Annotated in this window: 24 protein-coding genes and 1 pseudogene; 18 read left to right on the forward strand and 7 right to left on the reverse strand. The window is 63.4% G+C overall.

The genetic code is table 11. From position 1 onward, the window contains the following. Positions 1-95 precede the first annotated feature (95 nt). The 10 genes from NHF53_RS14855 to NHF53_RS14900 all read left to right on the forward strand — a co-directional run bounded on the left by NHF53_RS14855 (position 96) and on the right by NHF53_RS14900 (position 7415). The gene (locus NHF53_RS14855; RefSeq protein WP_252834823.1) at positions 96-590 is read left to right on the forward strand and encodes an Lrp/AsnC family transcriptional regulator; all 495 of its coding nucleotides are present in this window, start codon (positions 96-98) and stop codon (positions 588-590) included. Positions 591-808: 218 nt separating this feature from the next. After that, positions 809-2242: a F0F1 ATP synthase subunit beta gene (atpD, locus tag NHF53_RS14860; protein ID WP_252834824.1), complete on the forward strand. Its 1434-nt coding sequence runs from the start codon at positions 809-811 to the stop codon at positions 2240-2242. After that, positions 2239-2691 carry a F0F1 ATP synthase subunit epsilon gene (locus NHF53_RS14865; RefSeq protein ID WP_114364063.1) on the forward strand — a complete coding sequence of 151 codons (453 nt, stop codon included), beginning with the start codon at positions 2239-2241 and terminating at the stop codon, positions 2689-2691. The genes atpD and NHF53_RS14865 overlap by 4 nt, the downstream gene beginning before the upstream one ends. Beyond that, positions 2688-2978, forward strand: coding sequence for an AtpZ/AtpI family protein (locus NHF53_RS14870; protein ID WP_252834825.1), 291 nt, complete (start codon positions 2688-2690; stop codon positions 2976-2978). The genes NHF53_RS14865 and NHF53_RS14870 overlap by 4 nt, the downstream gene beginning before the upstream one ends. After that, positions 2975-3271, forward strand: coding sequence for an ATP synthase subunit I (locus NHF53_RS14875; RefSeq protein WP_252834826.1), 297 nt, complete (start codon positions 2975-2977; stop codon positions 3269-3271). Before NHF53_RS14870 ends, NHF53_RS14875 begins: the two co-directional genes overlap by 4 nt. Beyond that, positions 3268-3966, forward strand: a complete 699-nt coding sequence (locus NHF53_RS14880; protein ID WP_252834827.1) for a F0F1 ATP synthase subunit A — start codon at positions 3268-3270, stop codon at positions 3964-3966. Before NHF53_RS14875 ends, NHF53_RS14880 begins: the two co-directional genes overlap by 4 nt. Continuing rightward, positions 3963-4208, forward strand: coding sequence for a F0F1 ATP synthase subunit C (locus tag NHF53_RS14885; protein ID WP_114364070.1), 246 nt, complete (start codon positions 3963-3965; stop codon positions 4206-4208). Before NHF53_RS14880 ends, NHF53_RS14885 begins: the two co-directional genes overlap by 4 nt. A 13-nt stretch (positions 4209-4221) precedes the next feature. Continuing rightward, positions 4222-4953 (forward strand): F0F1 ATP synthase subunit delta, encoded by a 732-nt coding sequence (locus NHF53_RS14890; RefSeq protein WP_252834828.1) that lies wholly within the window; start codon positions 4222-4224, stop codon positions 4951-4953. Then, a complete protein-coding gene (locus NHF53_RS14895) occupies positions 4950-6488 on the forward strand; it encodes a F0F1 ATP synthase subunit alpha (RefSeq protein ID WP_252834829.1) in 1539 nt (512 codons plus the stop codon). Before NHF53_RS14890 ends, NHF53_RS14895 begins: the two co-directional genes overlap by 4 nt. A gap of 3 nt (positions 6489-6491) precedes the next feature. Next, entirely contained in the window at positions 6492-7415 is a 924-nt protein-coding gene (locus tag NHF53_RS14900; protein WP_252834830.1) for a F0F1 ATP synthase subunit gamma, read from the forward strand. Between the two features lie 32 nt (positions 7416-7447). On the opposite strand, the gene NHF53_RS14905 is transcribed toward NHF53_RS14900, so the two are convergent. Beyond that, the gene (locus NHF53_RS14905; RefSeq protein WP_252834831.1) at positions 7448-8122 is read right to left on the reverse strand and encodes a GntR family transcriptional regulator; all 675 of its coding nucleotides are present in this window, start codon (positions 8120-8122) and stop codon (positions 7448-7450) included. 126 nt (positions 8123-8248) lie between these two features. On the opposite strand from NHF53_RS14905, the gene dctP reads away from it, so the two are divergent. The 5 genes from dctP to NHF53_RS14930 all read left to right on the forward strand — a co-directional run bounded on the left by dctP (position 8249) and on the right by NHF53_RS14930 (position 14165). After that, positions 8249-9253, forward strand: coding sequence for a TRAP transporter substrate-binding protein DctP (dctP, locus tag NHF53_RS14910; RefSeq protein ID WP_252834832.1), 1005 nt, complete (start codon positions 8249-8251; stop codon positions 9251-9253). A gap of 67 nt (positions 9254-9320) precedes the next feature. Next, a complete protein-coding gene (locus NHF53_RS14915; protein ID WP_252834833.1) occupies positions 9321-9884 on the forward strand; it encodes a TRAP transporter small permease subunit in 564 nt (187 codons plus the stop codon). Continuing rightward, the gene (locus tag NHF53_RS14920; RefSeq protein WP_252834834.1) at positions 9881-11197 is read left to right on the forward strand and encodes a TRAP transporter large permease; all 1317 of its coding nucleotides are present in this window, start codon (positions 9881-9883) and stop codon (positions 11195-11197) included. The genes NHF53_RS14915 and NHF53_RS14920 overlap by 4 nt, the downstream gene beginning before the upstream one ends. Beyond that, positions 11194-12636 (forward strand): malonyl-CoA decarboxylase, encoded by a 1443-nt coding sequence (locus tag NHF53_RS14925; RefSeq protein WP_252834835.1) that lies wholly within the window; start codon positions 11194-11196, stop codon positions 12634-12636. The genes NHF53_RS14920 and NHF53_RS14925 overlap by 4 nt, the downstream gene beginning before the upstream one ends. Continuing rightward, complete coding sequence (locus NHF53_RS14930) at positions 12633-14165, forward strand: malonyl-CoA synthase (protein WP_252834836.1); 1533 nt, start codon at positions 12633-12635, stop codon at positions 14163-14165. Before NHF53_RS14925 ends, NHF53_RS14930 begins: the two co-directional genes overlap by 4 nt. Before the next feature lie 541 nt (positions 14166-14706). Here NHF53_RS14930 and NHF53_RS14935 read toward each other — a convergent pair. The 6 genes and pseudogenes from NHF53_RS14935 to NHF53_RS14960 form a co-directional block, all read right to left on the reverse strand. Continuing rightward, positions 14707-15750, reverse strand: a complete 1044-nt coding sequence (locus NHF53_RS14935) for a GlxA family transcriptional regulator (protein ID WP_252834837.1) — start codon at positions 15748-15750, stop codon at positions 14707-14709. A 207-nt stretch (positions 15751-15957) separates the two neighbouring features. Beyond that, positions 15958-16190: pseudogene (locus NHF53_RS14940) on the reverse strand (hypothetical protein); the annotation flags it as partial. A gap of 24 nt (positions 16191-16214) precedes the next feature. After that, the gene (locus tag NHF53_RS14945) at positions 16215-17282 is read right to left on the reverse strand and encodes a glycine betaine/L-proline ABC transporter ATP-binding protein (protein WP_252834838.1); all 1068 of its coding nucleotides are present in this window, start codon (positions 17280-17282) and stop codon (positions 16215-16217) included. After that, entirely contained in the window at positions 17275-18162 is an 888-nt protein-coding gene (locus NHF53_RS14950) for a proline/glycine betaine ABC transporter permease (RefSeq protein WP_252834839.1), read from the reverse strand. The genes NHF53_RS14945 and NHF53_RS14950 overlap by 8 nt, the downstream gene beginning before the upstream one ends. A 152-nt stretch (positions 18163-18314) precedes the next feature. Next, on the reverse strand, positions 18315-19313 hold the full coding sequence (locus tag NHF53_RS14955) for an ABC transporter substrate-binding protein (protein WP_252834840.1): 999 nt from the start codon (positions 19311-19313) through the stop codon (positions 18315-18317). Between the two features lie 550 nt (positions 19314-19863). After that, positions 19864-20508, reverse strand: coding sequence for a TetR/AcrR family transcriptional regulator (locus tag NHF53_RS14960; RefSeq protein ID WP_252834841.1), 645 nt, complete (start codon positions 20506-20508; stop codon positions 19864-19866). A 104-nt stretch (positions 20509-20612) separates the two neighbouring features. Here NHF53_RS14960 and NHF53_RS14965 point away from each other — a divergent pair, with 104 nt between their 5' ends. The 3 genes from NHF53_RS14965 to NHF53_RS14975 are packed head-to-tail and all read left to right on the forward strand — an operon-like array spanning position 20613 to position 25875. After that, complete coding sequence (locus NHF53_RS14965; RefSeq protein ID WP_252834842.1) at positions 20613-21740, forward strand: efflux RND transporter periplasmic adaptor subunit; 1128 nt, start codon at positions 20613-20615, stop codon at positions 21738-21740. Further along, positions 21737-22810, forward strand: a complete 1074-nt coding sequence (locus NHF53_RS14970; RefSeq protein ID WP_252834843.1) for an efflux RND transporter periplasmic adaptor subunit — start codon at positions 21737-21739, stop codon at positions 22808-22810. The genes NHF53_RS14965 and NHF53_RS14970 overlap by 4 nt, the downstream gene beginning before the upstream one ends. Continuing rightward, positions 22807-25875, forward strand: a complete 3069-nt coding sequence (locus NHF53_RS14975; protein WP_252834844.1) for an efflux RND transporter permease subunit — start codon at positions 22807-22809, stop codon at positions 25873-25875. Before NHF53_RS14970 ends, NHF53_RS14975 begins: the two co-directional genes overlap by 4 nt. Positions 25876-25903: the final 28 nt, after the last annotated feature.

The following is a 25903-nucleotide window of genomic DNA, read 5'->3' on the forward strand; positions in this document are numbered from 1 at the left end:
TGAAGAGCCTAGACCTTCTCGTTTGACAGATCTGACCAGAATTGCGTAGCTATGTCGAAGAAAATGAAATGCATGTGTCAAGCAAGAGCACTTACATGGATAAATCGTTCGAACTTCTGGCGCTCGACCGCAGGATTCTCGACGTCCTGCAGGACGATGCCCGCCTGTCGAGCCAGGATATCGCCCAACGGGTCAACAGTTCGCCGTCGTCGGTCTGGCGGCGCATTCGGGCGATGGAGGATGCCGGTGTGATCAATGGTTTCCGCATAACGGTGGACGCGGAAAAATTGGGCATGCGCGAGACAATCCTGGTCAATGTCAGTCTTGATCGACATACCCCGGAGACGACGGCGGCCTTTGCGGAGTTCGTGCGAAATTCACCACAGGTGCTCGAGTGTTATGTGGGAACCGGCGGACACGACTACACGCTGAAGGTCGTAGCCGCGGACATGAGAAGCCATTTCGATTTTCTCCAGAAAGGCATGATCCAGCTCGGCTTCATCGGCAAGACGGACTCGACGGTCGTGATGAGCAAGATCAAGGAGACGTCCAAGATCGCCAGCGAGATCATCCCGCGCCGGCTGCGATAATACCCGAGCGAAGAGCTTCCGAGATATCGCGGATCACGGCCTACGGATCTCCGAACCGCACCGCCATGGTCAGGTGACGCACCATTTTGCCTTGCCAGCAGCAGCGCGCGGCTGTCTACTTCGCAGGGAAGGGACGACCTGAAAATTGACCGAGGTCAAGGTCAGTGTCCCGGACGCGTGTTCTCCTGCGAAGCCGATCCAGGAAGGACGGAAGCCGCATGACCACCAGCGTGACCATCGAAGGCAGGGTGATTGCCATTCGCGGCGCGGTCGTCGACGTCGCCTTTTCGAGCCATGCGTTGCCGGCGATCGAAGACGCCCTGCTCATCACCGACAGCGCCACGAGAACGGTTATCGCGGAGGTCCAGGCTCATCTCGATACGGAGACGGTACGCGCCATCGCCCTACAGGCGACAACGGGCTTGCGGCGCGGAGATCGCGTTCTCGGCACCGGTCGGCCAATCACCGTTCCGGTCGGCGAAGCGGTTCTGGGCCGGCTCCTTGACGCGACAGGCAAGACCGGCGACGACGGCAAGGCATTGCCGGACGACACGCCGCGGAGGCCGATCCATCGCGCGCCGCCAGATCTTGCCCGGCTGGCCGGCTCCTCGACGATCTTTGCCACCGGCATCAAGGTCATCGACCTGCTGACGCCGCTTGCCCGCGGCGGCAAGGCCGCCATGTTCGGCGGAGCCGGTGTCGGCAAGACGGTACTGGTCATGGAACTGATCCACGCGATGGTGGAGAGTTACAAGGGGATTTCGGTCTTCGCCGGGGTCGGTGAACGGTCGCGCGAAGGTCATGAGATGCTGCTCGACATGACGAGCTCCGGCGTTCTCGCGCGCACGGCGCTCGTCTACGGCCAGATGAACGAACCGCCAGGTGCGCGATGGCGCGTGCCGATGACGGCGCTCACGATCGCGGAATATTTCCGCGACGAGCGGCACCAGAATGTGCTGCTCCTCATGGACAACGTGTTCCGCTTCGTACAGGCCGGCGCCGAGGTTTCCGGTCTGCTCGGTCGGCTGCCCTCCCGTGTCGGCTACCAGCCGACGCTCGCAAGCGAGGTCGCCGCGCTGCAGGAAAGGATTGCCTCGGTCGGCGACGCCTCCATCACTGCGATCGAAGCCGTCTACGTGCCGGCCGACGACTTCACCGATCCCGCAGTCACGACGATCGCCACCCATGTCGACAGCATGGTGGTGCTTTCGCGCGACATGGCCGCCGAAGGGATTTATCCCGCCGTCGATCCGATCGCCTCCTCCTCCATCCTTCTCGACCCCATGGTGGTCGGGCAGGAACATGCCGATATCGCCATGGAGGTCCGCAAGACGATCGAGCACTATCGCGAACTGCAGGACGTCATCTCGCTTCTCGGCGTCGAGGAACTCGGTAGCGACGATCGCCGCATCGTCGAGCGGGCACGGCGGCTTCAGCGTTTCCTGACCCAGCCCTTCGCCGTGACGGAGGGCTTCACCGGCGTCCCCGGCCGTTCCGTGGCGGTCGCCGACACGATCGACGGCTGTCGCGCCATCCTGTCCGGAGCCTGCGACGACTGGCAGGAGAGTTCGCTCTACATGGTCGGCACGCTCGCCGAAGCACAGGAGAAGGAAATGGCGGTTCGCAGGACGAGCGGAGAAGCCGCGAAATGACAACAGGCCTTCATCTCGTCATCAGCACCCCCGCGACCGTCCTCGTCGATCTCGATGCCGTCAGATCGGTGCGTGCCGAGGACGAAAGCGGCAGTTTCGGCATTCTGGCAGGTCATGCGGATCTGCTGACGGTCCTGCCGGCATCCGTCGTGCGGTGGCGGGACCACGAGCAGCGCATGCATTACTGCGCGCAGAGCGGCGGCGTGTTTACAATCTCCGGCGGCCGCGAGGTGCGCATTGCCTGCCGGCGGGCGACAGTCGGCGATGATCTTTCGCGATTGGAGGCGGAAGTGGAGGCGATGCGTTCGGCGCTTGTCGATACCGGTCGTCAATCGCGCGTCCAACACATGCGCCTGCACGCCAACGCGGTTCGCCAGCTCGCTCGGCTTCTCGGCGCCGACGCGGGCAGCGCCAACAGGTTCAACCCGTCCCGAGAGGAGGCGCCATGACATCGCCGCACGAACCTCCTCGCGACGAACGGCTCGCCGGCGCTGCCCGTCGAGCCGCCCAGCGGCAACAGCAGGGTGCCGAGGATCCGGAACCGTCGCTCGGGACGAGGCTCGGCCAGATCGGGATCCTCGGCTGGAGCATCGTCGTGCCGACCCTGCTGGCGCTGCTTCTCGGCCGTTGGCTCGACCGAACCTTTTCGACGGGCGTCTTCTTCTCCGCACCGATGATCATGATCGGGGCGGCGCTCGGTTTCCGCTCCGCCTGGAAATGGATGCATCGCCAATGATCGACATGTTTCTCTCCGCCCTCGACGGCATGTTTCTTCTCAAGGCGGCATTGGGTCTCACGCTCGGCGGCCTCCTCGGCCTCGCCCATTTCAGCCTCCTCGGCTGGAATACGCGCTTCTTCGCTTCCGGGGACGTCGCACGCGCCTTCTTCCTCCAGGCGGCTCGTTTCGCCGTCCTGGCGGCGGCACTCTTCGGCATTTCTCGCCTCGGAGCCACCGCACTCCTGAGTGCTGCGGCCGGCATCGTGATCGGCCGGGGCCTGATCCTCAGGCGCGCGCGGAGCATGTCATGAAGTCGCCACTCGTTCTCGAACCGCTGTTCTTCGTCGGTCCGGTGCCCCTGACCCAGCCGGTCCTCGTCACCTGGGCGATCATGGCGGCGCTCGGCCTGCTGTTCTTCTTCGCCACGCGCAGGCTTTCGGTGAAGCCGTCACGGATGCAGGCCGCACTCGAAATCCTGGTTGAGGCGATCGACGGCCAGATCCGTGACACGATGCAGGTCGATCCCCGCCCCTACCGTCCCCTGATCGGCACCCTGTTCCTCTACGTGCTGGTCGCCAACTGGTCGTCGCTGGTTCCCGGCATTGAGCCGCCGACGGCGCATATCGAGACCGATGCCGCGCTCGCGCTCATCGTTCTCGCCGCCACCATCGGCTACGGGATCGGCGCACGGGGGATCGCCGGCTACCTCAAGACCTTCGCCGAACCGAGCTGGGTGATGATCCCGCTCAATGTCGTCGAGCAGATCACCCGGACCTTCTCGCTGATCGTGCGCCTCTTCGGCAACATCATGAGCGGCGTTTTCGTCATCGGCATCGTGCTGTCGCTCGCGGGCCTCATCGTGCCCATCCCGTTGATGGCACTCGATCTGCTGACGGGCGCAGTACAAGCCTACATCTTCGCGGTTCTCGCAACCGTCTTCATCGGCGCGGCCGTCGGGGAGCGCCGGCCCCCATCCTCATCCCTGAAGGAGGAAAAAAGCCCATGAACGTCATCGGAATCGTCAGTATCATCGCCGCAGCACTCGCCGTTTCCTTCGGTGCGATCGGTCCGGCACTTGCGGAAGGACGTGCCGTGGCTGCCGCCATGGACGCCATCGCCCGCCAGCCGGAAGCGGCCGGAACCCTTTCCCGCACCCTGTTCGTTGGCCTGGCGATGATCGAGACCATGGCGATCTACTGCCTCGTCATCGCCCTGCTCGTGCTGTTCGCCAATCCCTACGCCGCCTGAGGGGCATCCGGTCATGCACATCGACTGGTGGACACTCGGGCTGCAGACCATCAACGTCCTGATCCTCGTCTGGCTCCTGCAGCGCTTCCTGCTGAAGCCCGTCACCGCGATCATCGAGGCGAGACGCGCCGAGGCCGCAAGCGTGATGAGCCTGGCAGAACAGGCGCGCGCCGACGCCGAGGCGGAGCGGCAGAAGGCTGCCGAGGAGGTGCAACGGATCACCGAAAGCCGAGGAGAGGCTCTGAAAGCCGCGGCGGCCGACGCCGAGGTGGCGAAGGCGAAGCTCCTTGCGCAGGCGCGTGACGAGGCCGAGACGCTGAGACGCACCGCCGACGCCGAAATCGACCGGAAGCGCCGAGAGGCCGCGGCCTCCGATGCCGAGCACGCAAAGGCGCTCGCCGTCGAGATCGCCCGCAAGCTCTTCACCCGCCTCCCGGACGAGGCAAAGGTCTCCGGCTTCATCGACGGCCTTGTCGACGCCATCGTCGCACTCCCCGAAGAGAGCCGGTCCGACATCGGCAAGGGCACGCCGCTGACCCTCAAGACCGCACGACCGCTCACTGCCGGCGAAGACGAGACCCTGCACACCAGGCTTTCCAGCGCACTCGGCCGTCCGGTCGATCTCACCGTCGTTTGCGACACCGATCTCATCGCCGGCCTGGAGATCGACACGCCGCATGCTTTGGTGCGCAACAGTTTTCGCGGCGATCTCGACCGCATAGCCCGGGAGCTGGCGCACGAATGACGGAGAACGGGAAGAAGAGATCGGACTGGTTCGCCGAAAGCAGCACCGAGATCGTGCAGTTGCAGCTCGGTCCTTCCGCCGAAGCTGTGGGCCGGGTCGAGCATGTCGCCGACAATGTCGCGGCCGTTTCGGGCCTGCCCGACGTCCGCCTGAACGAATTGCTGCTCTTCGAGGGCGGACGCACCGGTTTTGCGCTCACGCTGGACGAGGATACCATCAGCGCCGTCCTGCTCGACGACGGGGCGGCGATCCAGTCCGGCTCCCGTGTGCGGGGCACCGGCGAAGTGGTGCGGGTTCCTGTCGGACGCGCGCTCCTCGGCCGGATCGTCGATCCCCTCGGCCGACCACTCGACGGCGGGCCGCCCATTGCCGCAGAGGCACAAGAACCCATTGAACGGCCGGCTCCAGCCATCATTGACCGCGACCTCGTCTCGCGCCCCGTCGAAACCGGCATTCTCGTTGTCGACGCATTGTTTGCCCTCGGCCGTGGTCAGCGCGAACTGATCATCGGCGACCGGGCGACGGGAAAGACCTCGATCGCTGTCGACACGATTATCAACCAGAAGGACGCCGACATCATCAGCGTCTATGTGGCCGTCGGACAGCGGGCGACCGCCGTCGAGCGCGTCATTGAAGCCATCCGCAATCACGGCGCCATGGACCGGTGCATCTTCGTGGTCGCGTCCGCCGCGGCTTCGCCGGGACTGCAGTGGATCGCGCCGTTCACCGGCTTCACCATGGCGGAATATTTCCGCGACCGGGGCGAGCATGCACTGATCGTGATCGATGATCTCAGCAAGCACGCCGCGACGCATCGCGAACTGGCGCTTTTGACGCGCGAACCGCCGGGTCGGGAAGCTTATCCCGGTGACGTCTTCTACTTGCATGCGCGCCTCTTGGAGCGCGCGGCAAAGCTCTCCGGCAAACTCGGAGGGGGGTCTCTCACGGCGTTGCCGATCGCCGAAACGGATGCGGGCAATCTGTCGGCCTATATTCCGACGAACCTGATCTCGATCACGGACGGACAGATCGTCCTCAATTCGCACCTTTTCACCGCCGACCAACGGCCGGCCGTCGATGTCGGCCTCAGCGTCAGCCGCGTGGGCGGCAAGGCGCAGCATCCGGCTCTGCGACAGGTGTCCGGCGAGGTTCGCCTGCAGTATTCGCAGTTCCAGGAGCTCGAAATGTTCACCCGCTTCGGCGGCATTTCCGACAACCGCGTCAAGGCGCAGATGTCGCGCGGGAGGCACATCCGCGCCCTGCTCTCGCAGCAGCGCTTCGCGACCTTGCGGATGATCGACCAGATCGCCCTGCTTGCCGCCCTGAACGCCGGGACGCTCGACGCGCTTTCGCCGGAAGACCTCGCGACGTTGCGCACACGCGTCGCCGCTTTCCTCGACGCGAACCCGACATCCGCGACAGCGGCTATCGCAGAAGGAAAGCGGCTCGACGAGAGCCAGCTCGCCGATCTCGTGGCCGTGGTCGCGAGGCTTGCAGCGGAGCTCGCCTCCACTGCGGCAAACGCGGAGTCGTGAACGATGGTCGAGCGGCTCAGCGGCGTCGAGGCGAGAATAGGCTCCGTCCGGCAGCTATCCACGATCGTGACCGCCATGCGCGGCATCGCCGTCGCCCATTCGCGGGAGGCACGCCAGCACCTCGCCGGTGTGCGAACCTACGCCGATGCGATCGGCGTCGCGATCGGTGAGGCTCTCTCGCTGCTGCCGGCCTCACCGGCCACCGTCAACGCCTCCGGTGGCGAGGCGGTCGTCGCGTTCTGCACGGAACAGGGCTTTGCCGGTACGTTCAACGAGAGAGTGCTGGATGCAGTGGAGGCCTTCAGCAATGAGCGCGCCGGACATCCGCCGGCGCTGCTTCTCGTCGGCGACCGCGGACTGATGATCGCCGGCGAGCGGGGGCTTGCGGTCGAGTGGTCGGCGCCGATGATCGCCCATGTCGACGAGGCGGCACAGCTTGCCGAACGGATCATCGACGCGCTCTACGATCGCCTGGAAGCGGGTGCGATATCCGAGGTCACCGTCATCCACACGGCGCTCGCGCCTGCCGGCCGGATCGACATTGTCACAAAGCGCCTGATACCCTTCGACTACCAAAGGTTTCAGCTTGCGCGGCTGACGGAGGCGCCCTTGATCACGCTTCCGCCACAGCGCCTCCTCGAGGGGCTCGCCCAGGAATACGTGTTTGCCGAGTTGTGCGAGGCGGTCATCATCTCCTTCGCAGCGGAGAACGAGGCGCGCACACGCGCCATGATCGCGGCAAAGGACAATGTCTCCAGGAAGCTCGACGACCTGACGGCCCTTGCCCGCCAGCTTCGTCAGGAGGAGATCACCAACGAGGTCATCGAGCTGGCCGACCAGGCGGATGATCCCGCCGGACCGACCGGCGCGCGGGCCTCGTCCGGGCGTAGCCGGAGAACAGCGCAGGATCGCGCTGGCCCGGAGTAGTCGGAGGCGCTCGGCGGCCGAGGTTCGACGCCCTATCCAACCCGGCCGGTGTGCCTCTCGCGGTTGGCGAGGTTTGCAACAAGATCGCCGAAACGGTCGCCTTGAACCGCCACGTGGCTGCGCAGACGCTCTCGCGCTGCGTTTGCATCGCCGGCAAGAATGGCCTCGACGATTTCCCCATGCTCGCTGAACGAGGTCTTCATGCGGTTGCGCACCCTGAGCTGGAGACGACGATAAGGGCGAAGGCGGCGATGCAGCGCGATGCACTGCTCCTCCAGGAAGCCGCTGTGGCTTGCTGCGTAGATCGCCTGATGAAAGCTCTCGTTTTCGTAGTAGTAGCGGTCAGGGTCTTCGCTCGCAGCGGCCTCCTTGCACTTCTCGTGGGCGGAGAGAAGGGCGGCGCCATCTTCCCTGGTATGCCGGCGCGCGGCAAGCGCCCCCGCCATGGCTTCCAGTTCGGCCATCACCTCGAACATTTCAAAGACGCGCTGCGGCCCAGGATCAACCACGACGGCACCCCGCCGCGGCCTGATTTCGACGAGCCCGATCGCGCTCAATTGCAGCAAGGCTTCCCGGATCGGAGTGCGGGAAACCCCGAAGCGGGTTGCAAGCTGGGTTTCATCAAGGCGCTCTCCCGGCGCGAACTCGCCGGTCACGATGCCGTTCTCGATGCTGTCGCGCAGCTTGTAGAAGATATTCTCGCTCATTCCCTGCCCATTTCACCCCAGATATACACTGCCTTGCTTCTTGTATACAATATTGTTGACATTGTGCGCAAGATAGCTTCATTCTTATACCACCGGCGGGAGGGCCGGAATACCAGGGAGGAAGAGATGAGCATTTTTCTACGGACGCTGATGGCATCCGCAGTCGTCGCCGTCGGCAGCCTGGCCGTGACCTCGGCCGATGCCCAAACGGTGCTGAAGGCTTCGCACCAGTTCCCCGGGGGCAAGGGCGACATCCGCGACGAGATGGTCCAGCTGATCGCCAAGGAGGTGGCGGCAGCCAATGTCGGCCTCGAGATCCAGGTCTTTCCGGGATCCTCGCTCTACAAGGCGAATGACCAGTGGAACGCCGTCACTCGCGGTCTCCTCGACATGACGTCGTTTCCCCTGGACTATGCCTCGGGCCGCCATCCGGAATTCTCCGCGACGTTGATGCCCGGGCTTGTCGGAAACTTCGACCGCGCAATGCGGCTCAACGATTCCGAGTTCATGCAGGACATCAAGAAGATCATCGAGGACGCCGGTGCGATCGTGATCTCCGACGCCTGGCTTTCCGGCGCGTTCGCGTCGAAGAAGAGCTGCATCACCTCACCCGACACGATCAAGGGCCAGGTCATCCGTGCAGCCGGGCCGGCTTTCGAGGAAATGCTCGTGGACGCGGGTGCCTCGATCGCGTCCATGCCGTCTTCGGAGATATACTCCGGCATGCAGACCGGTGTGCTCGATGCGGCGAACACGTCGTCTGCGAGCTTCGTCTCCTATCGCCTGTTCGAACAGGCCAAGTGCCTGACGGCGCCCGGTGAAAACGCTCTCTGGTTCATGTACGAGCCGGTGCTGGTGTCGAAGCGCGTCTTCGAAGGCCTGACGGAAGAACAGCAAAAGGCGATCCTTGCGGCCGGAGAAAAGGCAGAGGCCTATTTCAACGAGGAGGTTCGCAAGGGAGACCAGGTGATGATCGACACCTACAAGAAGGCGGGTGTCGAAGTCGTCCAGATGTCGAAGGACGATTTCGACGCCTGGCTCGAGGTCGCCAAGAAGTCGTCCTACAAGAACTTCGCCGCCAACGTGCCCGGCGGTGACAAGCTGATCGAAAAGGCCCTTGCCGTGAAGTGAGAAAGGTGACTGAGGGGCGCGCGACAGCGCGCCCTCCCGCTGCTTCTCGCAACTCGAGGATAATCGCATGCTCAAGGCCTATGTAACGGCTGTCGGCAACGCTTCGCGCGGGCTCGCGATCGTTGCGACGGCTCTGGTCATCACGTCCATGCTGGTAATTTGCCAGATGATTGCGATGCGCTACGTGCTGCGCCAGCCGACGATCTGGCAGACGGATTTCGTCGTCTTCTCCGCAACGGCGGCAATGTTCCTCGGCGCGCCTTACGTCTTGTTGAAGGGCGGACATGTCGGTGTCGACGTCGTCGAGATGATGGTCGGCAACCGCATCCGGGCGGTGCTGCGGGTCATGGCGAGCCTGCTCGGTCTCCTCTTCTGCGTCATCATGCTCATTGCGACCTGGATCCAGTTCCACGACGCATGGGCGGGCAACTGGAGACATTCGAGCGTCTGGGCGCCGCCACTCTGGGTACCACTTGCCGCCCTGCCGGCGAGCTTCGCCATGCTGTGCCTGCAATATGTCGCCCAGATCATGACGCTCGTCTCCGCGCTCGCGGCACCGGTAGCGAACGGCCGTCGCAGCGTCGAGCGGAAGCCCGATACCAATCCGCATCCCCGGGAGATCGCCCAATGAGCCCCACCGTCTCCGGCCTGATGATCGTCGGCTGCCTGTTCGCACTGCTCGCGACAGGCATGCCGATCGCCTTCGCCCTCGGCCTTGCAGCCTTTGCGGCGCTCTACGCGCAAAGCGGCGGCGCCATCTTCTACGTGCTCGGCGACACGATGTTCTCCGGCATCGCCAATCTCGCCTACGTATCCATTCCGATGTTCGTCCTCATGGGGGCGGCGGTCGCCTCGTCTCCGGCGGGATCGGACCTCTATACTTCGCTCGACCGCTGGCTGAACCGCATTCCGGGCGGACTCATCCTTTCGAATATCGGAGCTTGTGCGATCTTTTCCGGCATGACCGGCTCCTCGCCGGCGACTTGCGCGGCAATCGGCAAGATGGGCATTCCGGAGATGCTGAAGCGTGGATACCCGACCTCGGTGGCGAGCGGCTCGATCGCCGCCGGTGGCACGCTCGGGATTCTCATTCCCCCGTCGGTGACGCTGATCGTCTACGGGATTGCGACCGAAACATCGATCGGTCGCCTGTTCATGGCAGGCGTCGTTCCAGGGCTCCTGCTGACGGTCATGTTCATGACCTGGGCGATCATCGACTGCAAGCGCAAGGGCTACGAATTCGATGCACGCCTCGTCCGCTATTCGATGAGGGAAAGGCTGACCGGCCTGCCGCGCATCCTGCCATTCCTGCTGATCATCGCCGGAACGCTCTACGTGCTCTACGGCGGGATCGCCACGCCGTCGGAAGCGGCCGGGGCCGGTGCGCTGCTCACATTGCTGGTGGTGATCATCGCCTACCGCTTGTTCCGTTTCCGATCCGTCGCCGGCATCTTCGGTTCGGCGATGAAAGAAAGCGTCATGATCATGATGATCATGGCCGCCGCCGAGCTCTTCGCCTTCGCACTGTCTTCTTTGTTCATTACGCAGACCGTCGCCGCCGCCATCGCCGACATGGAAGTGAACCGGTGGGTGCTGATGGTGGTCATCAACGTCTTCCTGTTGATCTGCGGCATGTTTCTGCCGCCGGTCGCCGTGATCGTGATGACGGCGCCGATGCTTTTTCCGATCGTCACCCAGGCGGGCTTCGACCCCTACTGGTTCGCGATCGTGCTGACGATCAACATGGAGGTGGGGCTGATTACCCCACCCATCGGCCTCAATCTCTTCGTCATCAACGCCATCGCACCGCAGATTCAGACACGGGACATCCTCTGGGGTTCGCTGCCTTACGTGCTCGTCATGTTCCTGGCGATCCTCATCCTTTGCATCTTCCCGGGAATCGCAACCTGGTTGCCGAACCACATGCTGGGGACGATCCAATGAACACGACGTCATTCTTCAGCGACATGCTGCAGAGCATCACCGATCGCGGTCGCCGTTTCTTGTCGCTCGGTGCCGCCCAGGACGACGAAGCCGATGCCATCGGCACGACGGAAGAGCTCTGCGAAACCTTGCTGTCCAGTCGGGGCGAAGCCTCCGGCATGGCCCTCGCCAAGAGCATTCTCGACCGCTGGCAGGGTTTCGACCAGCAGAGGCGGCGCGACTTCATGTTTGCGCTGCTCTCGCGCTTCGGCCCGAACATCGAGCGGCTCGAGCGGGCGATCGCGGCCTATCGTACCGACCCCAGCCCGAAGGCACTGCTCGAGTTGAGCGAGGCGGCGGAGCCGCGCCGGCAGGAACTCATCCGCAGGCTCAATCTCGCGCCGAACGGTACGGCCACGCTCGTCGGGATGCGGGAGGTCCTGCTCGCCCTCAAGGGCGACAACCCCGACCTCGAGGCGGTCGATGCTGACTTTGCCCATCTCTTCGGGTCATGGTTCAATCGCGGCTTTCTCGTGCTCCGGCCGATCAGCTGGTCCACACCGGCGGACATCCTGGAGAAGATCATCCGCTACGAGGCTGTCCATCATATCGGCGGCTGGGACGAGTTGCGGCGACGCCTGGCGCCGGAGGACCGGCGCTGCTTCGCCTTCTTCCATCCGCAACTCGTCGACGACCCGCTGATCTTCGTGGAGGTGGCGTTGACGCGCGAAATGCCCTCGACCATCTCCGATCTCTTGAGGGAGGATCGCGCAACGATCCGTGCTGCGGACGCGACGACAGCGGTCTTCTATTCCATCTCGAACTGTCAGGAAGGGCTGCGGGGCATCTCGTTCGGCAATTTTCTGATCAAGCAGGTGGTGGAGGATCTGCGGCGCGAACTTCCCCGACTCGACACCTTCGCGACCCTGTCACCGGTGCCCGGTTTTGCCGACTGGCTGTCGCGCGAACGCGCGGCGGAAGTCTCCGACGCCCTTACCCCCGCCGATCGCGCCGGGCTCGCCGTGCTCGCCGTGCTCGACGAGCCGGACTGGGCCGATCGACCGGAGGCGGCGGCAAGTGCCCAATCCGCCATGACTGCCGCGGCCGCGTGGTACTTCCTCAGAGCCCGCAACAGAAGCGGCAAACCCCTCGATCCGGTCGCGCGATTCCACCTCGGAAACGGCGCACGACTCGAGCGCATCAATTTCCTCGCCGACCGTTCCGAGCGCGCGATGCGGCAGGCCCACGGGCTCATGGTCAACTATCTCTACAAGCTCGAAGACATCGAAACAAATCACGAGGCGTTCGCGAGCCGCGGCGAGGTCGTTGCCGCGCCCGCCGTCCGGCGCCTGGTTCCGACCGACAGAGGCCCCCGCGCCACCGCAGCGGGCAGGCTCCCGCCGAAGGGCGAGCCGCACGACGCAGCAAAGAAGCATGACAGCAAGGAGTTCACCTCATGAGCAATCACCTGTTCGACGCGATCCGCCATGCCGCACGCCCGGAAGCCACCTTCATTCTGACGACCGACGGCCGTTCCTGGACCTACGGGGATATGCTGGCCCATTCGGGCCGCATCGCATCGGCGCTTGATACGCTCGGCGTGAGGCCCGGCGACCGGGTGGCCGTGCAGGTGGAGAAGAGCCCGGAAGCGCTGATGCTCTATCTCGCCTGCGTTCGCGTCGGCGCGGTCTACCTTCCGCTCAACACCGCCTATACCCTTGCGGAACTCGACTATTTCATCGGTGATGCCGAGCCGCGGGTGGTGGTCTGCGCGCCGGCGGCGAAGGAGGGCGTCGCGAAGCTCGCGGCCGGTCACGGCGCCCATGTGGAAACCCTTGATGACAAAGGCGGAGGCTCCCTGATCGAGCTTGCCAACGGGGAAACATCCGATTTTTCCGACGCGCATCGCGGGCCGGACGACCTCGCCGCAATCCTCTACACTTCGGGCACGACAGGCCGCTCCAAGGGAGCCATGCTGACGCACGACAACCTTCTGTCGAACGCCGCGACGCTTCGCGACTACTGGCACTTCACCGCCGACGACCGGCTCATTCACGCGCTGCCGATCTTCCATACGCACGGCCTTTTCGTCGCATCGAACGTCACGCTCCTCGCCGGCGCCTCGATGTACTTCCTCCCCAAGTTCGATGCGGACGAGGTTCTGCGGCTCATGCCTCAGGCGACGGTGATGATGGGCGTTCCCACCTTCTACGTCCGGCTGATCCAGCATCCGGGGCTGACGCGCGAGGCGACGGCCAACATGCGTCTCTTCGTGTCCGGTTCGGCCCCCCTGCTTGCCGAGACCCACAGGACGTTCCACGCCTTGACCGGTCATGCGATCCTCGAGCGATACGGCATGACCGAGACCAACATGAACACCTCGAACCCCCATGACGGCGAGCGCATCGCTGGAACCGTGGGCTACCCCCTTCCTGGCGTTTCGCTGCGCGTGACCGACCCCGAAAGCGGAAAGCCACTTCCCGACGGTGAGACCGGCATGATCGAGGTGAAAGGTCCCAACGTCTTCAAGGGTTACTGGCGCATGCCCGAGAAGACGCAGGCCGAGTTCCGCACCGACGGCTTCTTCATCACCGGCGATCTCGGCAAGATCGACGAACGAGGCTACGTGCATATCGTCGGCCGCGGCAAGGATCTCGTGATCTCCGGCGGGTACAACATCTATCCGAAAGAGGTGGAGACCGAGATCGACCAGATGCCGGGCGTCGTCGAAACCGCCGTCATCGGCGTACCGCATCCGGATTTCGGCGAGGGCGTGACCGCGGTCGTCGTGCGGAAGGCGGGCGCAACGATCGATGAGCGCGCCGTTCTCGACGGATTGAAGGACCGCCTGGCGCGCTACAAGCAACCCAAGCGCGTGATCTTCGTGGACGACCTGCCGCGCAACACGATGGGCAAGGTCCAGAAGAACGTGCTTCGCGAGAGATATGCCGGGATCTACGCGCCGGCGGGTGCGTCGGCAAACGGTTAGGACTCAATCGGTCGAACCGCGCAAGCAACCCATCGGAGCCAATGCCCGCCCACCTCGTCCGGATTGTCGGCATCTCCATCTTCGTAGTGCGGATGCTGAAATCGGCTGGTCAGCCGACGAGACGAACAGGCGTCGCCCTGAAACGAGGGCGACAGACGGACGTGGGTAACGTTGGCCGGTATCCAAAATCGAGGCGCTGAAACTTCAATCTGACGCTATCGCCCAACCGCTTACGCAAGGTCGATGGAGTCCTCGAACAAAGGGGCGTGGATGCTGCACGACGGTTCATCTCGACAGCGATGGTCCTTGAACACGCTATCATCATCTGGGCTCGCTTGGGCAAGGCAGGCGTCACATAGCTCGGTCTGTGGCTTTGTAAGGCGTATGTCGGTTAGGTATTCGGCTCCGCGACCCTCGTGGGCGCCCCCCAACACACCTCTGCTCCTACTGATTGGACTCGAGGTGTTCCTCCTTTCCTCGGAACCGTATCTCGGCCCTAGCCGCCGTGGGATATGGACACGCTCTCGGCACGAGCCTGGCCTCACCGGCGAGCTGCAGTCTTGCTCATCTCTCTCCGCTCGCGGGCGGCAGAATCCCGGACTTCAGCGGGTGTTCGATCAAAGGTCCGCCGAAATTCCCTCGTGAAATGGGAGGTGCTCGCAAAGCCGACGTCCAAGGCGACTTCGATGATGGGCTTCTCGCTGGCAAGCAGGATCTGTCGCGCACGCTCCATGCGAAGACGGCGGAATGCCATAGCGGGCGACATCTTCGCCTTCTCCTGGAACACGCGCTCGAGTTGCCGTCTGGAAAGACCGACCGATGCCGCGAGTTTCTCAATCGCGATCCCCGCCTCGATGTGCTGCTCCATGGTTATCAGGACGGCCGCGACGCGCGGATCACTGATATGCTCGCGCAGCGGCTGCCGCGTCTGGATGTCGAACTGGGTGCGGGCTTTCTCGATCTGCAGGACCTCGAGCGCATTGCGCTCCGCATCCCGGCTGATGTGCCGCCTCACAAGGGCGGCAGCGAGGTCGGCGGCGCTGCTTCCTCCCGCACACGAGCCGCGCCTGCGGTCCAGGTTGAACAACCGGTCCGCCCGGACCTCGAGATCGGGGAAACGTTCGCGGAATTCCTGGTAGTGAAGCCAGCTCACGCAGGTCGGATGTCCCTTCATCAGGCCGGCATCCGCCAGGATGAAGGTTCCCGTGCAGAGACCGATCAACGGCACCCGCTTTGCCGCGGCGTTCTTGAGAAACTGCACGGTCTCGTTGTCGACCGGTTGTTTGACGCTCAAAAGCCCGCCCACCACCGCGATATAGTCGAATTGACGCGGGTCGACGAAGTCGGAGGTGGGAGCGACCTGAATTCCGCAACTCGAGCTGATCAGGTGCCGCGTGCTGCCGAGAACCTGCCAGTCCGCCAGAACCCTGCCCGACCGGTCGAGCTGATCGCTCGCCAGTCGAAGGGTGTCGACAAAGAGTGCAAAGGCCGACAGGGTGAACGACCTCGCGAGAACAAAGCCAATTCTCAGGCGCGGCACCGGCGATGCCCTGTCCGACGCGCGGAGCTGACCGGTCTGTCCCATCACATCTTCTCTTGCTGGCGATGCGTGCGGAGGAGCAGTGATCAATGGTTCGTTCCGTCCTTCAAATCCAGCTTTTCCGTTCATCGCTCACCGCCTCCCAAATCCATGCGCCCGGAGATGGCGGTCGTCAATACGGACGGCGCCGGGGTCGGAGGACATCCAAGCAGTCAACCAGCCGTTCATCGCAGCATCGCTCCCGGATCGACCTCAGAAATTCTTGGCAAGGCGTAGCCCATCGTAGATCGCGGCATGGGTGTTGCGGGCCGCAATCGCATCGCCGATCCGGAAGAGCCGGTAGCTGCCCACGGGGTTCCGCTCGACGGTCTGGGACGCTCCGGGGTCATGATCTCGGCCTTGCCGCCAGCCTTGGCAATGATCTCTGCAGCCTGCAGGCCGGCATGATCGCCGGCATCGTCATAGACGAGTACGTTGGTGCCCGGCGTGCCGGCGCACCCCGGGCGCCATCAGGAACACGATGGTCCCTGAGCGGAGCCGGAAGGACTGACCATCGCACTGGCAAGCTGGCGCAGACTGACGGAGCCGAGCGCCTCCCCGCCCACGCCGACCACCACGGCCACGTCACTTTCGGAAGTTGTGGCAATCAGGCGGACAGCCTCCTCGACGGTGGTGCCGGCCGGGATCATCGTTCCGTTCGGCGCCTGACCCGGCGGCAGCGTCGTCATGACGGCCTCAACGGTCACGACCCGCCCCCGATTGACCTCCTTGACGAAGTTCGCGACATACTCGTCGGCCGGCGAGAGCACGATGTCCTGGCGCGTGCCCTGCTGAATGACTTCCCCGTCGCGAAGGATCGCGATCTGGTCTCCGAGCCGGAGCGCTTCGTCGAGATCGTGCGTGATAAAGACGATCGTCTTCTTGATCTCCTTTTGCAGGTCCAGGAGAACCGTCTGCATGTCGGTGCGGATTAGGGGATCGAGCGCCGAATACGCCTCGTCCATGAGCAGTACCGGGGCGTCGTTCGAAAGGGCGCGCGCCAGACCGACACGCTGCTGCATGCCGCCGGAGAGCTGGTTCGGATACTTGCTTTCGAAGCCCTTGAGGCCGACGCGGTCGATCCATCGCATGGCGATGTCGACCGCCTTGGAGCGGGCAACACCCTGCACTTCGAGCCCGTAGAGCGTATTGTCGAGGACGTTACGATGCGGAAGCAGTGCGAATTTCTGAAACACCATCGCCGTCTGGTGCCGGCGAAACTCCCGCAGCTCCCGGTCGTTCATCTTCACGACGTCGATGCCGTTCACCAGCAACTCACCGGCGGTCGGGTCGATCAGACGGTTGATATGCCGGATCAGGGTCGACTTTCCCGAGCCGGACAGGCCCATGATGACCTGTATGCAGCCGGAGGGCATCTCGATATTGATGTCCTTGAGGCCCAGCACATGGCCGAACTTCTCGTTCAGCTCGGACTTGGAGAGGCCATTGCGGACGGCCTCGACGTGCGTCGCGGCATTGGGCCCGAAGATCTTGTAAAGGTGGCGGATCTTGATGCCGTCGAAATGATGATCAGCCATGGACAACCTCCAGGTGCTGCTGGAGCCGTTTGCCGAAAGCCTGGCTGACGCGATCGAAGATGATCGCGATACCGACGATCGCCAGCCCGTTGAAAATGCCGAGCGTGAAGTACTGGTTGGAGATCGCCTTCAGGACCGGCTGCCCGAGGCCCTGCACGCCGATCATCGACGCGATGACGACCATGGCAAGCGCCATCATGATCGTCTGGTTGATCCCGGCCATGATGGTTGGAAGCGCCAGCGGCATCTGAACCTTCTTCAACTTCTGCCAGCTTGATGACCCGAAGGCGTCGGCGGCCTCCAGCACATCCTTGTCGACGAGGCGTATGCCGAGATTCGTGAGGCGGATCATCGGCGGAATGGCGTAGATGACCACCGCGATGAGGCCCGGCACCTTGCCGATACCGAGCAGCATGACGACGGGGATCAGGTAGACGAAGCTCGGCATCGTCTGCATGACGTCGAGGACCGGGTTCACGGCGTTCTGCACACGGTCCGACCGTGACATGAGGATACCGATCGGAATGCCGATCACGATGGAGAGGACCGTACAGACGAAAATCATCGAGACCGTCTTCATCGTATCGTCCCACATGTCGAAATAGCCGATCACGAGAAGGGTGGCGACGGTCCCGGCGACGATCTTCCAGTTGCGGCTGGCAAACCAGGCAAAGACGGCGATGAGCAGGAGGATGATCGGCCACGGCGTACGCGTCATGAAACGCTCCGACCAGATCAGAAAGTGTTGCAGCGGTTCGAAGACGGATTCGATGCCGTCGCCATAGGCGCGGGTGAAACTGCGAAATCCCTCGTCGATTGCCTTCTTGAGGTCACGCAGTGAATCCGGGTTCATTGCCGGAAACTTGTTGAACCATTCCATGTCGATCCCCTTCCAGCCTCTGCCGATCTAGCGCCGGCTTTCGGGCTCAAAACGTCAATCCCGCCGCGAACGTTCTTTGCGGCGTATCTCGAGACAGACGAGAAGGACGGCACGTCGCAGGACGTGCCGTCCTCTCCCGTAGATCGGGGCGGTCAGAGCGCCGCCTTGACCTTCTCCGCGACCTCCGGCGAGACCCATTCCTTCCAGAGAGCTTCGTTCTCTTTGAGGAAGTGCTTCGCGCCGTCGTCACCGCTCGATTGGTTGTCGGTCATCCAGGCCATCAGCTTGTTGACCGTGTCGTTGCTCCAGGCGCGCGTGTTGAGATAGCCCATCACGTCCTCGCCCGCCCGCTCGGCGAAGGCTTTGGTCACCAGCGTCTGGACCTTGTCCTTCGGCCAGTCGTTCTTCTTCGGATCCGGGCAATCGGCAACGGTGTTGCAGCGCTTCCATTCCGCCGCGTCATAGGGAACGCCATGCTCGAGCTTCACCATCTCGTACTTGCCGAGCAAGGCCGTCGGAGCCCAGTAATAGCCGAGCCAGCCTTCCTTGCGTTCGTAGGCCTTGGCAATCGAACCGTCGAGACCGGCCGCCGAGCCAGTGTCGACCAGCGTAAAGTTTGCGGCTTCCCCACCATAGGCCTTGTAGAGCTGACTGGTCACGACGGTGCCACCCCAACCCTGCGGGCCATTGTGAACGGCACCCTTGCTCTTGTCTTCCGGATCCGGGAACAATTCGGGATGCTTGAAGGCGTCGTCGATCGTCTTGATGTCCGGGTTGGCATCGGCGACATATTTCGGCATCCACCAGCCCTGGACGGCGGCGTCGGAAAGCGCGACGGCGGCGCCAACGAGCTTGCCTTCCTCGAGTCCTCGGTTGACGACGTCCGGCAACAGATCGACCCAGCCTTCGGGAGCCAGATCCGGATCGCCCTTTTCCACCATCGAGGTGATGGTCGGCACAGTATCACCGACGATGACTTCGGCGTTGCAACCGTAACCCTCCGTCAGGATGAACTTGTCGACCGCAGCAAGCACCTCGGCGCTCTGCCAGTTCATGCTGGCAATGGTCACGTCGCCGCATTCGGCGCGCGCCGCTCCCGTCATGGCCAACAAGCCCGCGACAAGGCAGGTGGAAGCAAGAAGATGTTTCATGTCCGTTCCCTCTTTATTGCGGCATTTGTTTCGCAACGGGGTGCCGCCTGGACCCGCTGCTCTGCACGCGCGCAAACTACAACTCTCGGCTCGTCTGCAGCCGCGGGTCGTGTTTTGCGGGTGACCAGTGCACCACCATTGACAGGAGGTTTCAAGAGAATGGCGTCGGTCACAGATGACCGCGCATGTGGCTTGCAGGACGAGCTCCGGGTCCGGCACATTTCCCGGCCGAGGCGTACATGCGCCGACCGGGAGAGGGGATATATCTGCTCAACGCGTGCCTGTTCCAGATAAGGAGCTCCGAAAATAGGAAATCCCAGGCAGTCCTCCACCTGGTCGGTAGCAGCAGGACCCAAGATCCCGCCCCGGAAACGTCATCTTGTTCGAAATTCCGATTTGTCGGTTGCCTCTGATCGTCGTTTGAGGGGTGGAATTGCGACGCCCCCTCCCCCGGGAAAAGCAGGAGGTACCAGCCTGCATTCGCGCTGATCGCGCGGGCTGTTCGAGCGTCGGCCAAGCTCGCTGCCAGTCCACAACCGCGCAGCGCCCGTCAGAGCAGCCGACGCATCAGAACGGCCAACTGCGCGAACAGTTGCTGGTCGCCACTTGAGGACGGCATCAGCCGCCGAAAGAAGCTCTGCGTCGAGATGACTGCGCCGATCATGGACATTGCCGCAATCAGCGAGAGGCCCATATCGACGTCCGCGGGGCCTTCATCCGGCCCCCGGATCGTCCTGACGCACCCGAGGAGCAGATCAAAAACGGGTCGGGCGAGCCGCTCTTCGATCAGCGCTTTTCGCTCGCTGTCCGCGTTCGTCATGATTTCGCTGATCAGGAGCTGCGCGAAGAGCGGGCGGGCGCCGACGAGATCGACCATCTCCCTGCAGAGACGCTCCATCTGTTCATTCGGCGGAAGTCCGCGACAGAGTTCCTGCGACTCACGGATGCGGGTGATGGCCTCCTCTGCGACGGCATCGACCACTGCCGTCCAAAGCCCCAGTTTCGAGCCATAGCGGTAGGAAATCAGCGCGACATCGACGCCGGCCTGTCCGGCGATCTTTCTGAGCGACGCGCGTTCGAAACCCCATTCCGCGAAATTGGCGACCGCAGCGTCGAACAGCGCAGCAACGTCCAGTTCCTTGCCCTTCTTCGGCCGACCGCGCCTGCGTTCCGAAGGTTTCTGCCCATCTGTCAATGCTCTCTCCTCTTGATGCTTGACAAGGATAGCGCATTCACGGATTATATTCAACAATTGATGAATAAAATATCCTTCACCCCCAGTCCTCCCGGGAAACAGACATGCCACAGACGTCACCCAAGGCGCCGGAACGCGCCAGATGGCACCGTAGATTCGCAGCGGCATCGATCCTCGCCGCGCTCTCGGTTCTTGCACTCACCGCTTGCGACGCAAAAGACAAGCAGACGGCGACCAATGCCTCCCATGTGAGGGTCGAGGCCGCGGCGATGACGAGTGATGTCGTCCGCGCTTCGGCGACGGGCGAGATCAAGGCGCGCGTCGAAGGCGACCTCTCCTTCAAGATCAGCGGCCGCGTCATCTCCCGCACCGCCGGCGTCGGTGACCATGTAAGAGCTGGCCAGGTGCTGGCGACGCTCGATCCAACCGAGCAGAAGGCCGATCTGGAGTCGGCGCAGGCAGCAGTCGCTTCGCAGGAGGCCACGCTGCGCATGACAAGCTCGGTTCTCGCCCGCCGCAAGGCGTTGACCCGGACCGGTGCCATGTCACAGCAGAATCTCGACAGCGCCCTGCAGGAGTACCAATCTGCGGAGAAGGACCTGGTTGCTGCGCGTGCCGAGCTCGAGACCGCGATGGAAGCCCTGCAGCAGACCGAGTTGCGCGCCGACGCCGATGGCACCATCACTGCCCGGGACGTCGAGACCGGCCAAGTGGTCCAGGCCTCCACCACCGTCTTCACCCTGGCTCACGACGGTGAGCGCGATGCCATCTTCAACGTGCAGGAATCGGCCCTCAGTGGCAAGACGGCGCCGCTCTCACTCGAGGTCGCGCTTGTCTCGAACCCGACGGTCAGGGCACTCGCGAGGCCGCGCGAGGTCAGTCCCGCTCTCGACACCTCACTCGGCACGGTACGCGTGAAGCTTTCCATCATCGATCCACCGCCGGAAATGACACTCGGCTCGGCCATTATCGCCGATGTGGTCCTAGACCGGCGGGAGCGCGTTTCCATTCCGTGGCAATCGATGTTCTCCAAGGCAGGCAGGCCGGCGGTCTGGGTCGTGGATCCGGAGACGAAGACCGCCCGGATGAAGCCGGTTGTCATCGAGCGGTATGATGCCTCGAAGGTCGTGCTCGCCGACGGTCTGCAAGACGGCGAACTGATCGTTGTCGACGGCGGCCAGTTCCTCCGCGAGAACCAGTCCGTTTCCTATTCCGAGGAGTCGACCCGATGACGTTCAAGTTCCTCCTTCCTCTCGTTCTGTTGTCGGCCGGCCTCAGCGCTTGCTCGGATGAAAAGGCGCCGGAAGCGCCGGTGCGCCCCGTGCTCTCCATGCTGGCCAAGCCGCGCGAGGCAACCGCCTTCGGCTTTGCCGGAACGGTCGAGGCGAAGTTCAGTACGGATCTCGGTTTCCAGGTCTTGGGCCGCATCGTCTCGCGCGACGTCAGCATCGGCGATCTCGTGCACAAGGGGCAGGAACTCGCCCGCGTGGATGCCACCAGCCTCGAGCTGGCTGTCAAGCAGGCGGAGGCCGACATCGCCTCCTCCGATGCCAAGCTTGATCTGGCCCGCGTGAACGAGCAGCGCCAACTGACGCTCCTTGCCTCCAACGCCACGACGCGAGAACAGCTTGAAGAGGCTGTCCAGTCACGCGAGGCAGCGGAAGCAACCATGCAGCAGTTGCGGGCCAGCCTGACGAAGGCACGTGAACAGCTGGACTATGCAGTCCTGAATGCGGAATCGGACGGGGTCGTCTCATCCCTCTCGGCGGAAGTCGGGCAGGTGGTGACGGCAGGCCAGACCGTACTGACGATCGCGCGCCTGGAGGCACGCGATGCCGTGGTGGACATTCCCGACAGCTACGGTCAGTTGACGACGATCGGCACACCCTTCGAGGTCATCCTGCAGGCCAACCCGGAGGTGAAGGTCACGGGCACGGTGCGCGAGGTATCACCGCAGGCGGACGCCGCCACACGCAGCCGCCGCACCAAGATCGCCCTGGAGAACCCGCCGGACAGCTTCAGGCTCGGAAGCACGATCACCGCGACACCCGTCGCACCGAGCGAAGGCCACCTCTGGCTGCCGGAAACTGCGATCGGTGGCAATGATGGCGACCGTTTCGTCTGGGTGGTCGATCCGGCCGCCAGGAAGGTTCAGCGCCGCACCGTCACGACCCGGCCATCCGCAGCCGGCGGCGTCGACGTTCTCAGCGGCCTTAGCGAAGGAGAGCGTGTCGTGACGGCGGGTGTCAATTCACTCGCCGATGATCAACCTGTCAGAATTCCAGACGAGATGCCGCAATGAACACGAAATTCAATCTTTCCGAATGGGCGCTCCAGCACAAGTCGCTCGTCTGGTATTTCATGATCCTCGCCAGTGTCGCGGGCATCCTGTCCTACATCAATCTCGGTCGCGAGGAGGATCCGGACTTTACCATCAAGACCATGTTGATCCAGGCCTCCTGGCCTGGCGCCTCCGTGGACGAGATGACGAGCCAGGTCACCGACCGGATCGAGAAGAAGCTGCAGGAACTTGAATCGCTCGACTACACGAAGAGCATCAACACGCCCGGGCAGGCGACGATCTACGTCAACCTGCGGGAGAACACCAAGGCTGCGGACGTGAAGCCGACCTGGGTCAAGGTCCGCAACATGATCGGTGACATCACGCCCAACCTGCCTCAGGGTGTCCAGGGTCCCTATTTCGTCGACAGTTTCGGAGACGTCTACGGCAATATCTACGCATTCACTGCCGACGGGCTGAGCCAGCGCCAGCTGCGCGATTATCTCGAGGCTGCCCGCCAGGAGATCCTGTCCGTGCCGAATGTCGGCAAGGTGGACCTGATCGGTGCGCAGGACGAGGTTGTCTATCTCGAATTCTCGACCAAGCAGATGGCGGCACTCGGCCTCAGCCAGAGTGACATCATCGATACGCTTCAGAACCAGAACGCCGTCGTCGCCTCAGGCACGTTGCGCACCGGTGCGGAAAGCATCAACCTGCGCGTCTCCGGCCAGTTCGCCACCGAAGATGCGCTGCGTGACATCAACCTGCGCGTCAACGACCGCTTCTTCCGATTGAGCGACGTCGCCAAGATCACGCGCGGCTATTCCGATCCCGAGCAGGCGCTTTTCCGTGTCAACGGCAAGCCCGCCATCGGACTGGCGATCGGGATGAAGCCCGGCGCCAACCTGCTGAACTTCGGCGAGGCGCTGTCGGAAAAGATGGAAAAGGTCGTCGCCGGCATGCCCATCGGCATCGGCGTGCATCACGTGGCAGACCAGGCGGTCGTCGTGGATGAGGCCGTCGGCGGATTCACCAAGGCCCTCTTCGAAGCCATCGCCATCGTTCTCGTCGTCAGCTTCCTCAGCCTTGGCATGCGCGCCGGCCTGGTCGTCGCCGTCTCGATCCCGCTGGTTCTGGCGATCACCTTCGTCTTCATGGGATATCTCGGCATCTCGCTGCAGCGTATTTCCCTCGGCGCACTCATCATCGCACTCGGCCTGCTGGTGGATGACGCCATGATCGCGATTGAGATGATGGTGTCCAAGCTGGAACACGGCCAACCCCTGTCCAAGGCGGCAACGGCCGTGTGGACCTCGACCGCCTTTCCGATGCTCACCGGCACGCTCGTGACCGTCGCAAGCTTCATACCCGTCGGCCTCAACGACAGTGCGGCGGGTGAATTCACCTTCTCGCTCTTTGTGGTCATCGCGATCTCGCTGATCGTCTCGTGGATCGTCGCGGTCTTGTTTGCGCCCCTGCTCGGCGTGTTGATGCTGCCGAAGACGATGAAGGCGCATCACGAACAGAAGAGCCTGCTGGCGCGCGTGTTTTCGAGGATTCTCGCCACCTGCATGCAATGGCCCAAGACAACGATCCTGGCCACCGTGGCGATGTTCGGTCTCTCCGTCTACGGCATGGGCTTCGTGCAGCAGCAGTTCTTCCCGGCGTCCGACCGGCCTGAGCTGATCATCGACTGGACGGCCCGCCAGAACTATACCATCGCCCAGACCAAGGCGGATATGGATGCCTTCGAGGCCAAGCATATCGCCGGCGACCCCGACGTCGACCATTGGACCTCCTATGTCGGGCAGGGCGCCAAGCGCTTCGTGCTTTCATTCGACGTCCAGCCTTCGACGAACAATTTCGGACAAATGGTCGTCGTCGCGAAGGATATCGACGCGCGTGACCGCCTGATGGCCAAGCTGAAGACCGCCGCCGAAGAGGAATATCCGGGAACGGACGTCTTCGTGAAGCAGATGGAACTCGGGCCCCCGGTCGGTCGTCCCGTCCAGTATCGCGTGGGGGGGGCCGACCCGCAGATGGTGCGCACCTATGCCCAGGAATTGGCCGGCATCATGGGCCAGGACCCGCGCCTCACCAGTATCGTCTTCGACTGGAACGAGCCGGCCCGCGTGGTGAAGGTGGATGTCCTGCAGGACAAGGCCCGCCAGCTCGGCGTCAGCTCATCCGACATCGCGACGTCGCTCAACAACATAACGGGCGGTTCGACCATCACCCAGATCCGCGACAGCATCTATCTGGTCAATGTGGTGGCTCGCGCCACGAAGGATGAGCGGGAGTCGATCGAAACGCTGCGCAACCTGCAACTGCCCGGCAGCAACGGCCAATCGGTTCCGCTCGCCTCGATCGCCAACTTCCGCTACGAACTGGAGCAACCGGTGATCTGGCGCCGTGACCGCATCCCGACGATCACGGTCAAGGCGGCGATTACGGACGAAACCCAGCCGGCCACCATCGACCAGCGACTGAAGCCCTCCATCGACGCCTTCGCGGCCAAGCTGCCGAGCGGCTACAGCGTGGAGACCGGCGGCTCCGTCGAAAGCAGCGCAACGAGCCAGGCGCCGATCGCCGCCGTCGTCCCGCTGATGCTGCTCACGATGGCGACGATCCTGATGTTCCAGCTGCAAAGCTTCCAGCGTCTGTTGATGGTGGTGATCGTCGCCCCTCTCGGTCTGATCGGCGTTGTGGGCGCGCTGCTGCCGAGCCATGCACCCCTGGGGTTCGTCGCGATCCTCGGCGTGCTGGCACTGATCGGCATTCTGATCCGCAACTCGGTCATTCTGGTGGTCGAGATCGACACGCTGCGCAAATCCGGCAGACATGCCTGGGACGCGGTCCGCGAAGCCGCCGAACACCGCATGCGTCCGATCATGCTGACGGCCGCCGCCGCCTCTCTCGCGCTCATCCCGATTGCCCGCGAGATCTTCTGGGGGCCGATGGCCTACGCGATGATGGGCGGCATCATCGTCGGGACGGTGCTGACGCTGCTCTTCCTGCCGGCGCTCTATGTCGTCTGGTTCCGCATTCGCAAGCCCGACGAGGCGCCCGGCGAGGTCACTCCGTGAGAGGACGCCCGGGTACGACCTGGGCGTT

It is taken from the genome of Ciceribacter sp. RN22, assembly GCF_024054295.1.
GTDB classification, from domain to species: Bacteria; Pseudomonadota; Alphaproteobacteria; order Rhizobiales; family Rhizobiaceae; genus Allorhizobium; species Allorhizobium lividum.

Bases quoted from the DNA above. Each gene is read 5' to 3' on its own strand.
- NHF53_RS14855 (WP_252834823.1), top strand. From the start codon at position 96: ATGGATAAATCGTTCGAACTTCTGGCGCTCGACCGCAGGATTCTCGAC.
- atpD (WP_252834824.1), top strand. From the start codon at position 809: ATGACCACCAGCGTGACCATCGAAGGCAGGGTGATTGCCATTCGCGGC.
- NHF53_RS14865 (WP_114364063.1), top strand. From the start codon at position 2,239: ATGACAACAGGCCTTCATCTCGTCATCAGCACCCCCGCGACCGTCCTC.
- NHF53_RS14870 (WP_252834825.1), top strand. From the start codon at position 2,688: ATGACATCGCCGCACGAACCTCCTCGCGACGAACGGCTCGCCGGCGCT.
- NHF53_RS14875 (WP_252834826.1), top strand. From the start codon at position 2,975: ATGATCGACATGTTTCTCTCCGCCCTCGACGGCATGTTTCTTCTCAAG.
- NHF53_RS14880 (WP_252834827.1), top strand. From the start codon at position 3,268: ATGAAGTCGCCACTCGTTCTCGAACCGCTGTTCTTCGTCGGTCCGGTG.
- NHF53_RS14885 (WP_114364070.1), top strand. From the start codon at position 3,963: ATGAACGTCATCGGAATCGTCAGTATCATCGCCGCAGCACTCGCCGTT.
- NHF53_RS14890 (WP_252834828.1), top strand. From the start codon at position 4,222: ATGCACATCGACTGGTGGACACTCGGGCTGCAGACCATCAACGTCCTG.
- NHF53_RS14895 (WP_252834829.1), top strand. From the start codon at position 4,950: ATGACGGAGAACGGGAAGAAGAGATCGGACTGGTTCGCCGAAAGCAGC.
- NHF53_RS14900 (WP_252834830.1), top strand. From the start codon at position 6,492: ATGGTCGAGCGGCTCAGCGGCGTCGAGGCGAGAATAGGCTCCGTCCGG.
- NHF53_RS14905 (WP_252834831.1), bottom strand. From the start codon at position 8,122: ATGAGCGAGAATATCTTCTACAAGCTGCGCGACAGCATCGAGAACGGC.
- dctP (WP_252834832.1), top strand. From the start codon at position 8,249: ATGAGCATTTTTCTACGGACGCTGATGGCATCCGCAGTCGTCGCCGTC.
- NHF53_RS14915 (WP_252834833.1), top strand. From the start codon at position 9,321: ATGCTCAAGGCCTATGTAACGGCTGTCGGCAACGCTTCGCGCGGGCTC.
- NHF53_RS14920 (WP_252834834.1), top strand. From the start codon at position 9,881: ATGAGCCCCACCGTCTCCGGCCTGATGATCGTCGGCTGCCTGTTCGCA.
- NHF53_RS14925 (WP_252834835.1), top strand. From the start codon at position 11,194: ATGAACACGACGTCATTCTTCAGCGACATGCTGCAGAGCATCACCGAT.
- NHF53_RS14930 (WP_252834836.1), top strand. From the start codon at position 12,633: ATGAGCAATCACCTGTTCGACGCGATCCGCCATGCCGCACGCCCGGAA.
- NHF53_RS14935 (WP_252834837.1), bottom strand. From the start codon at position 15,750: ATGGGACAGACCGGTCAGCTCCGCGCGTCGGACAGGGCATCGCCGGTG.
- NHF53_RS14945 (WP_252834838.1), bottom strand. From the start codon at position 17,282: ATGGCTGATCATCATTTCGACGGCATCAAGATCCGCCACCTTTACAAG.
- NHF53_RS14950 (WP_252834839.1), bottom strand. From the start codon at position 18,162: ATGGAATGGTTCAACAAGTTTCCGGCAATGAACCCGGATTCACTGCGT.
- NHF53_RS14955 (WP_252834840.1), bottom strand. From the start codon at position 19,313: ATGAAACATCTTCTTGCTTCCACCTGCCTTGTCGCGGGCTTGTTGGCC.
- NHF53_RS14965 (WP_252834842.1), top strand. From the start codon at position 20,613: ATGCCACAGACGTCACCCAAGGCGCCGGAACGCGCCAGATGGCACCGT.
- NHF53_RS14970 (WP_252834843.1), top strand. From the start codon at position 21,737: ATGACGTTCAAGTTCCTCCTTCCTCTCGTTCTGTTGTCGGCCGGCCTC.
- NHF53_RS14975 (WP_252834844.1), top strand. From the start codon at position 22,807: ATGAACACGAAATTCAATCTTTCCGAATGGGCGCTCCAGCACAAGTCG.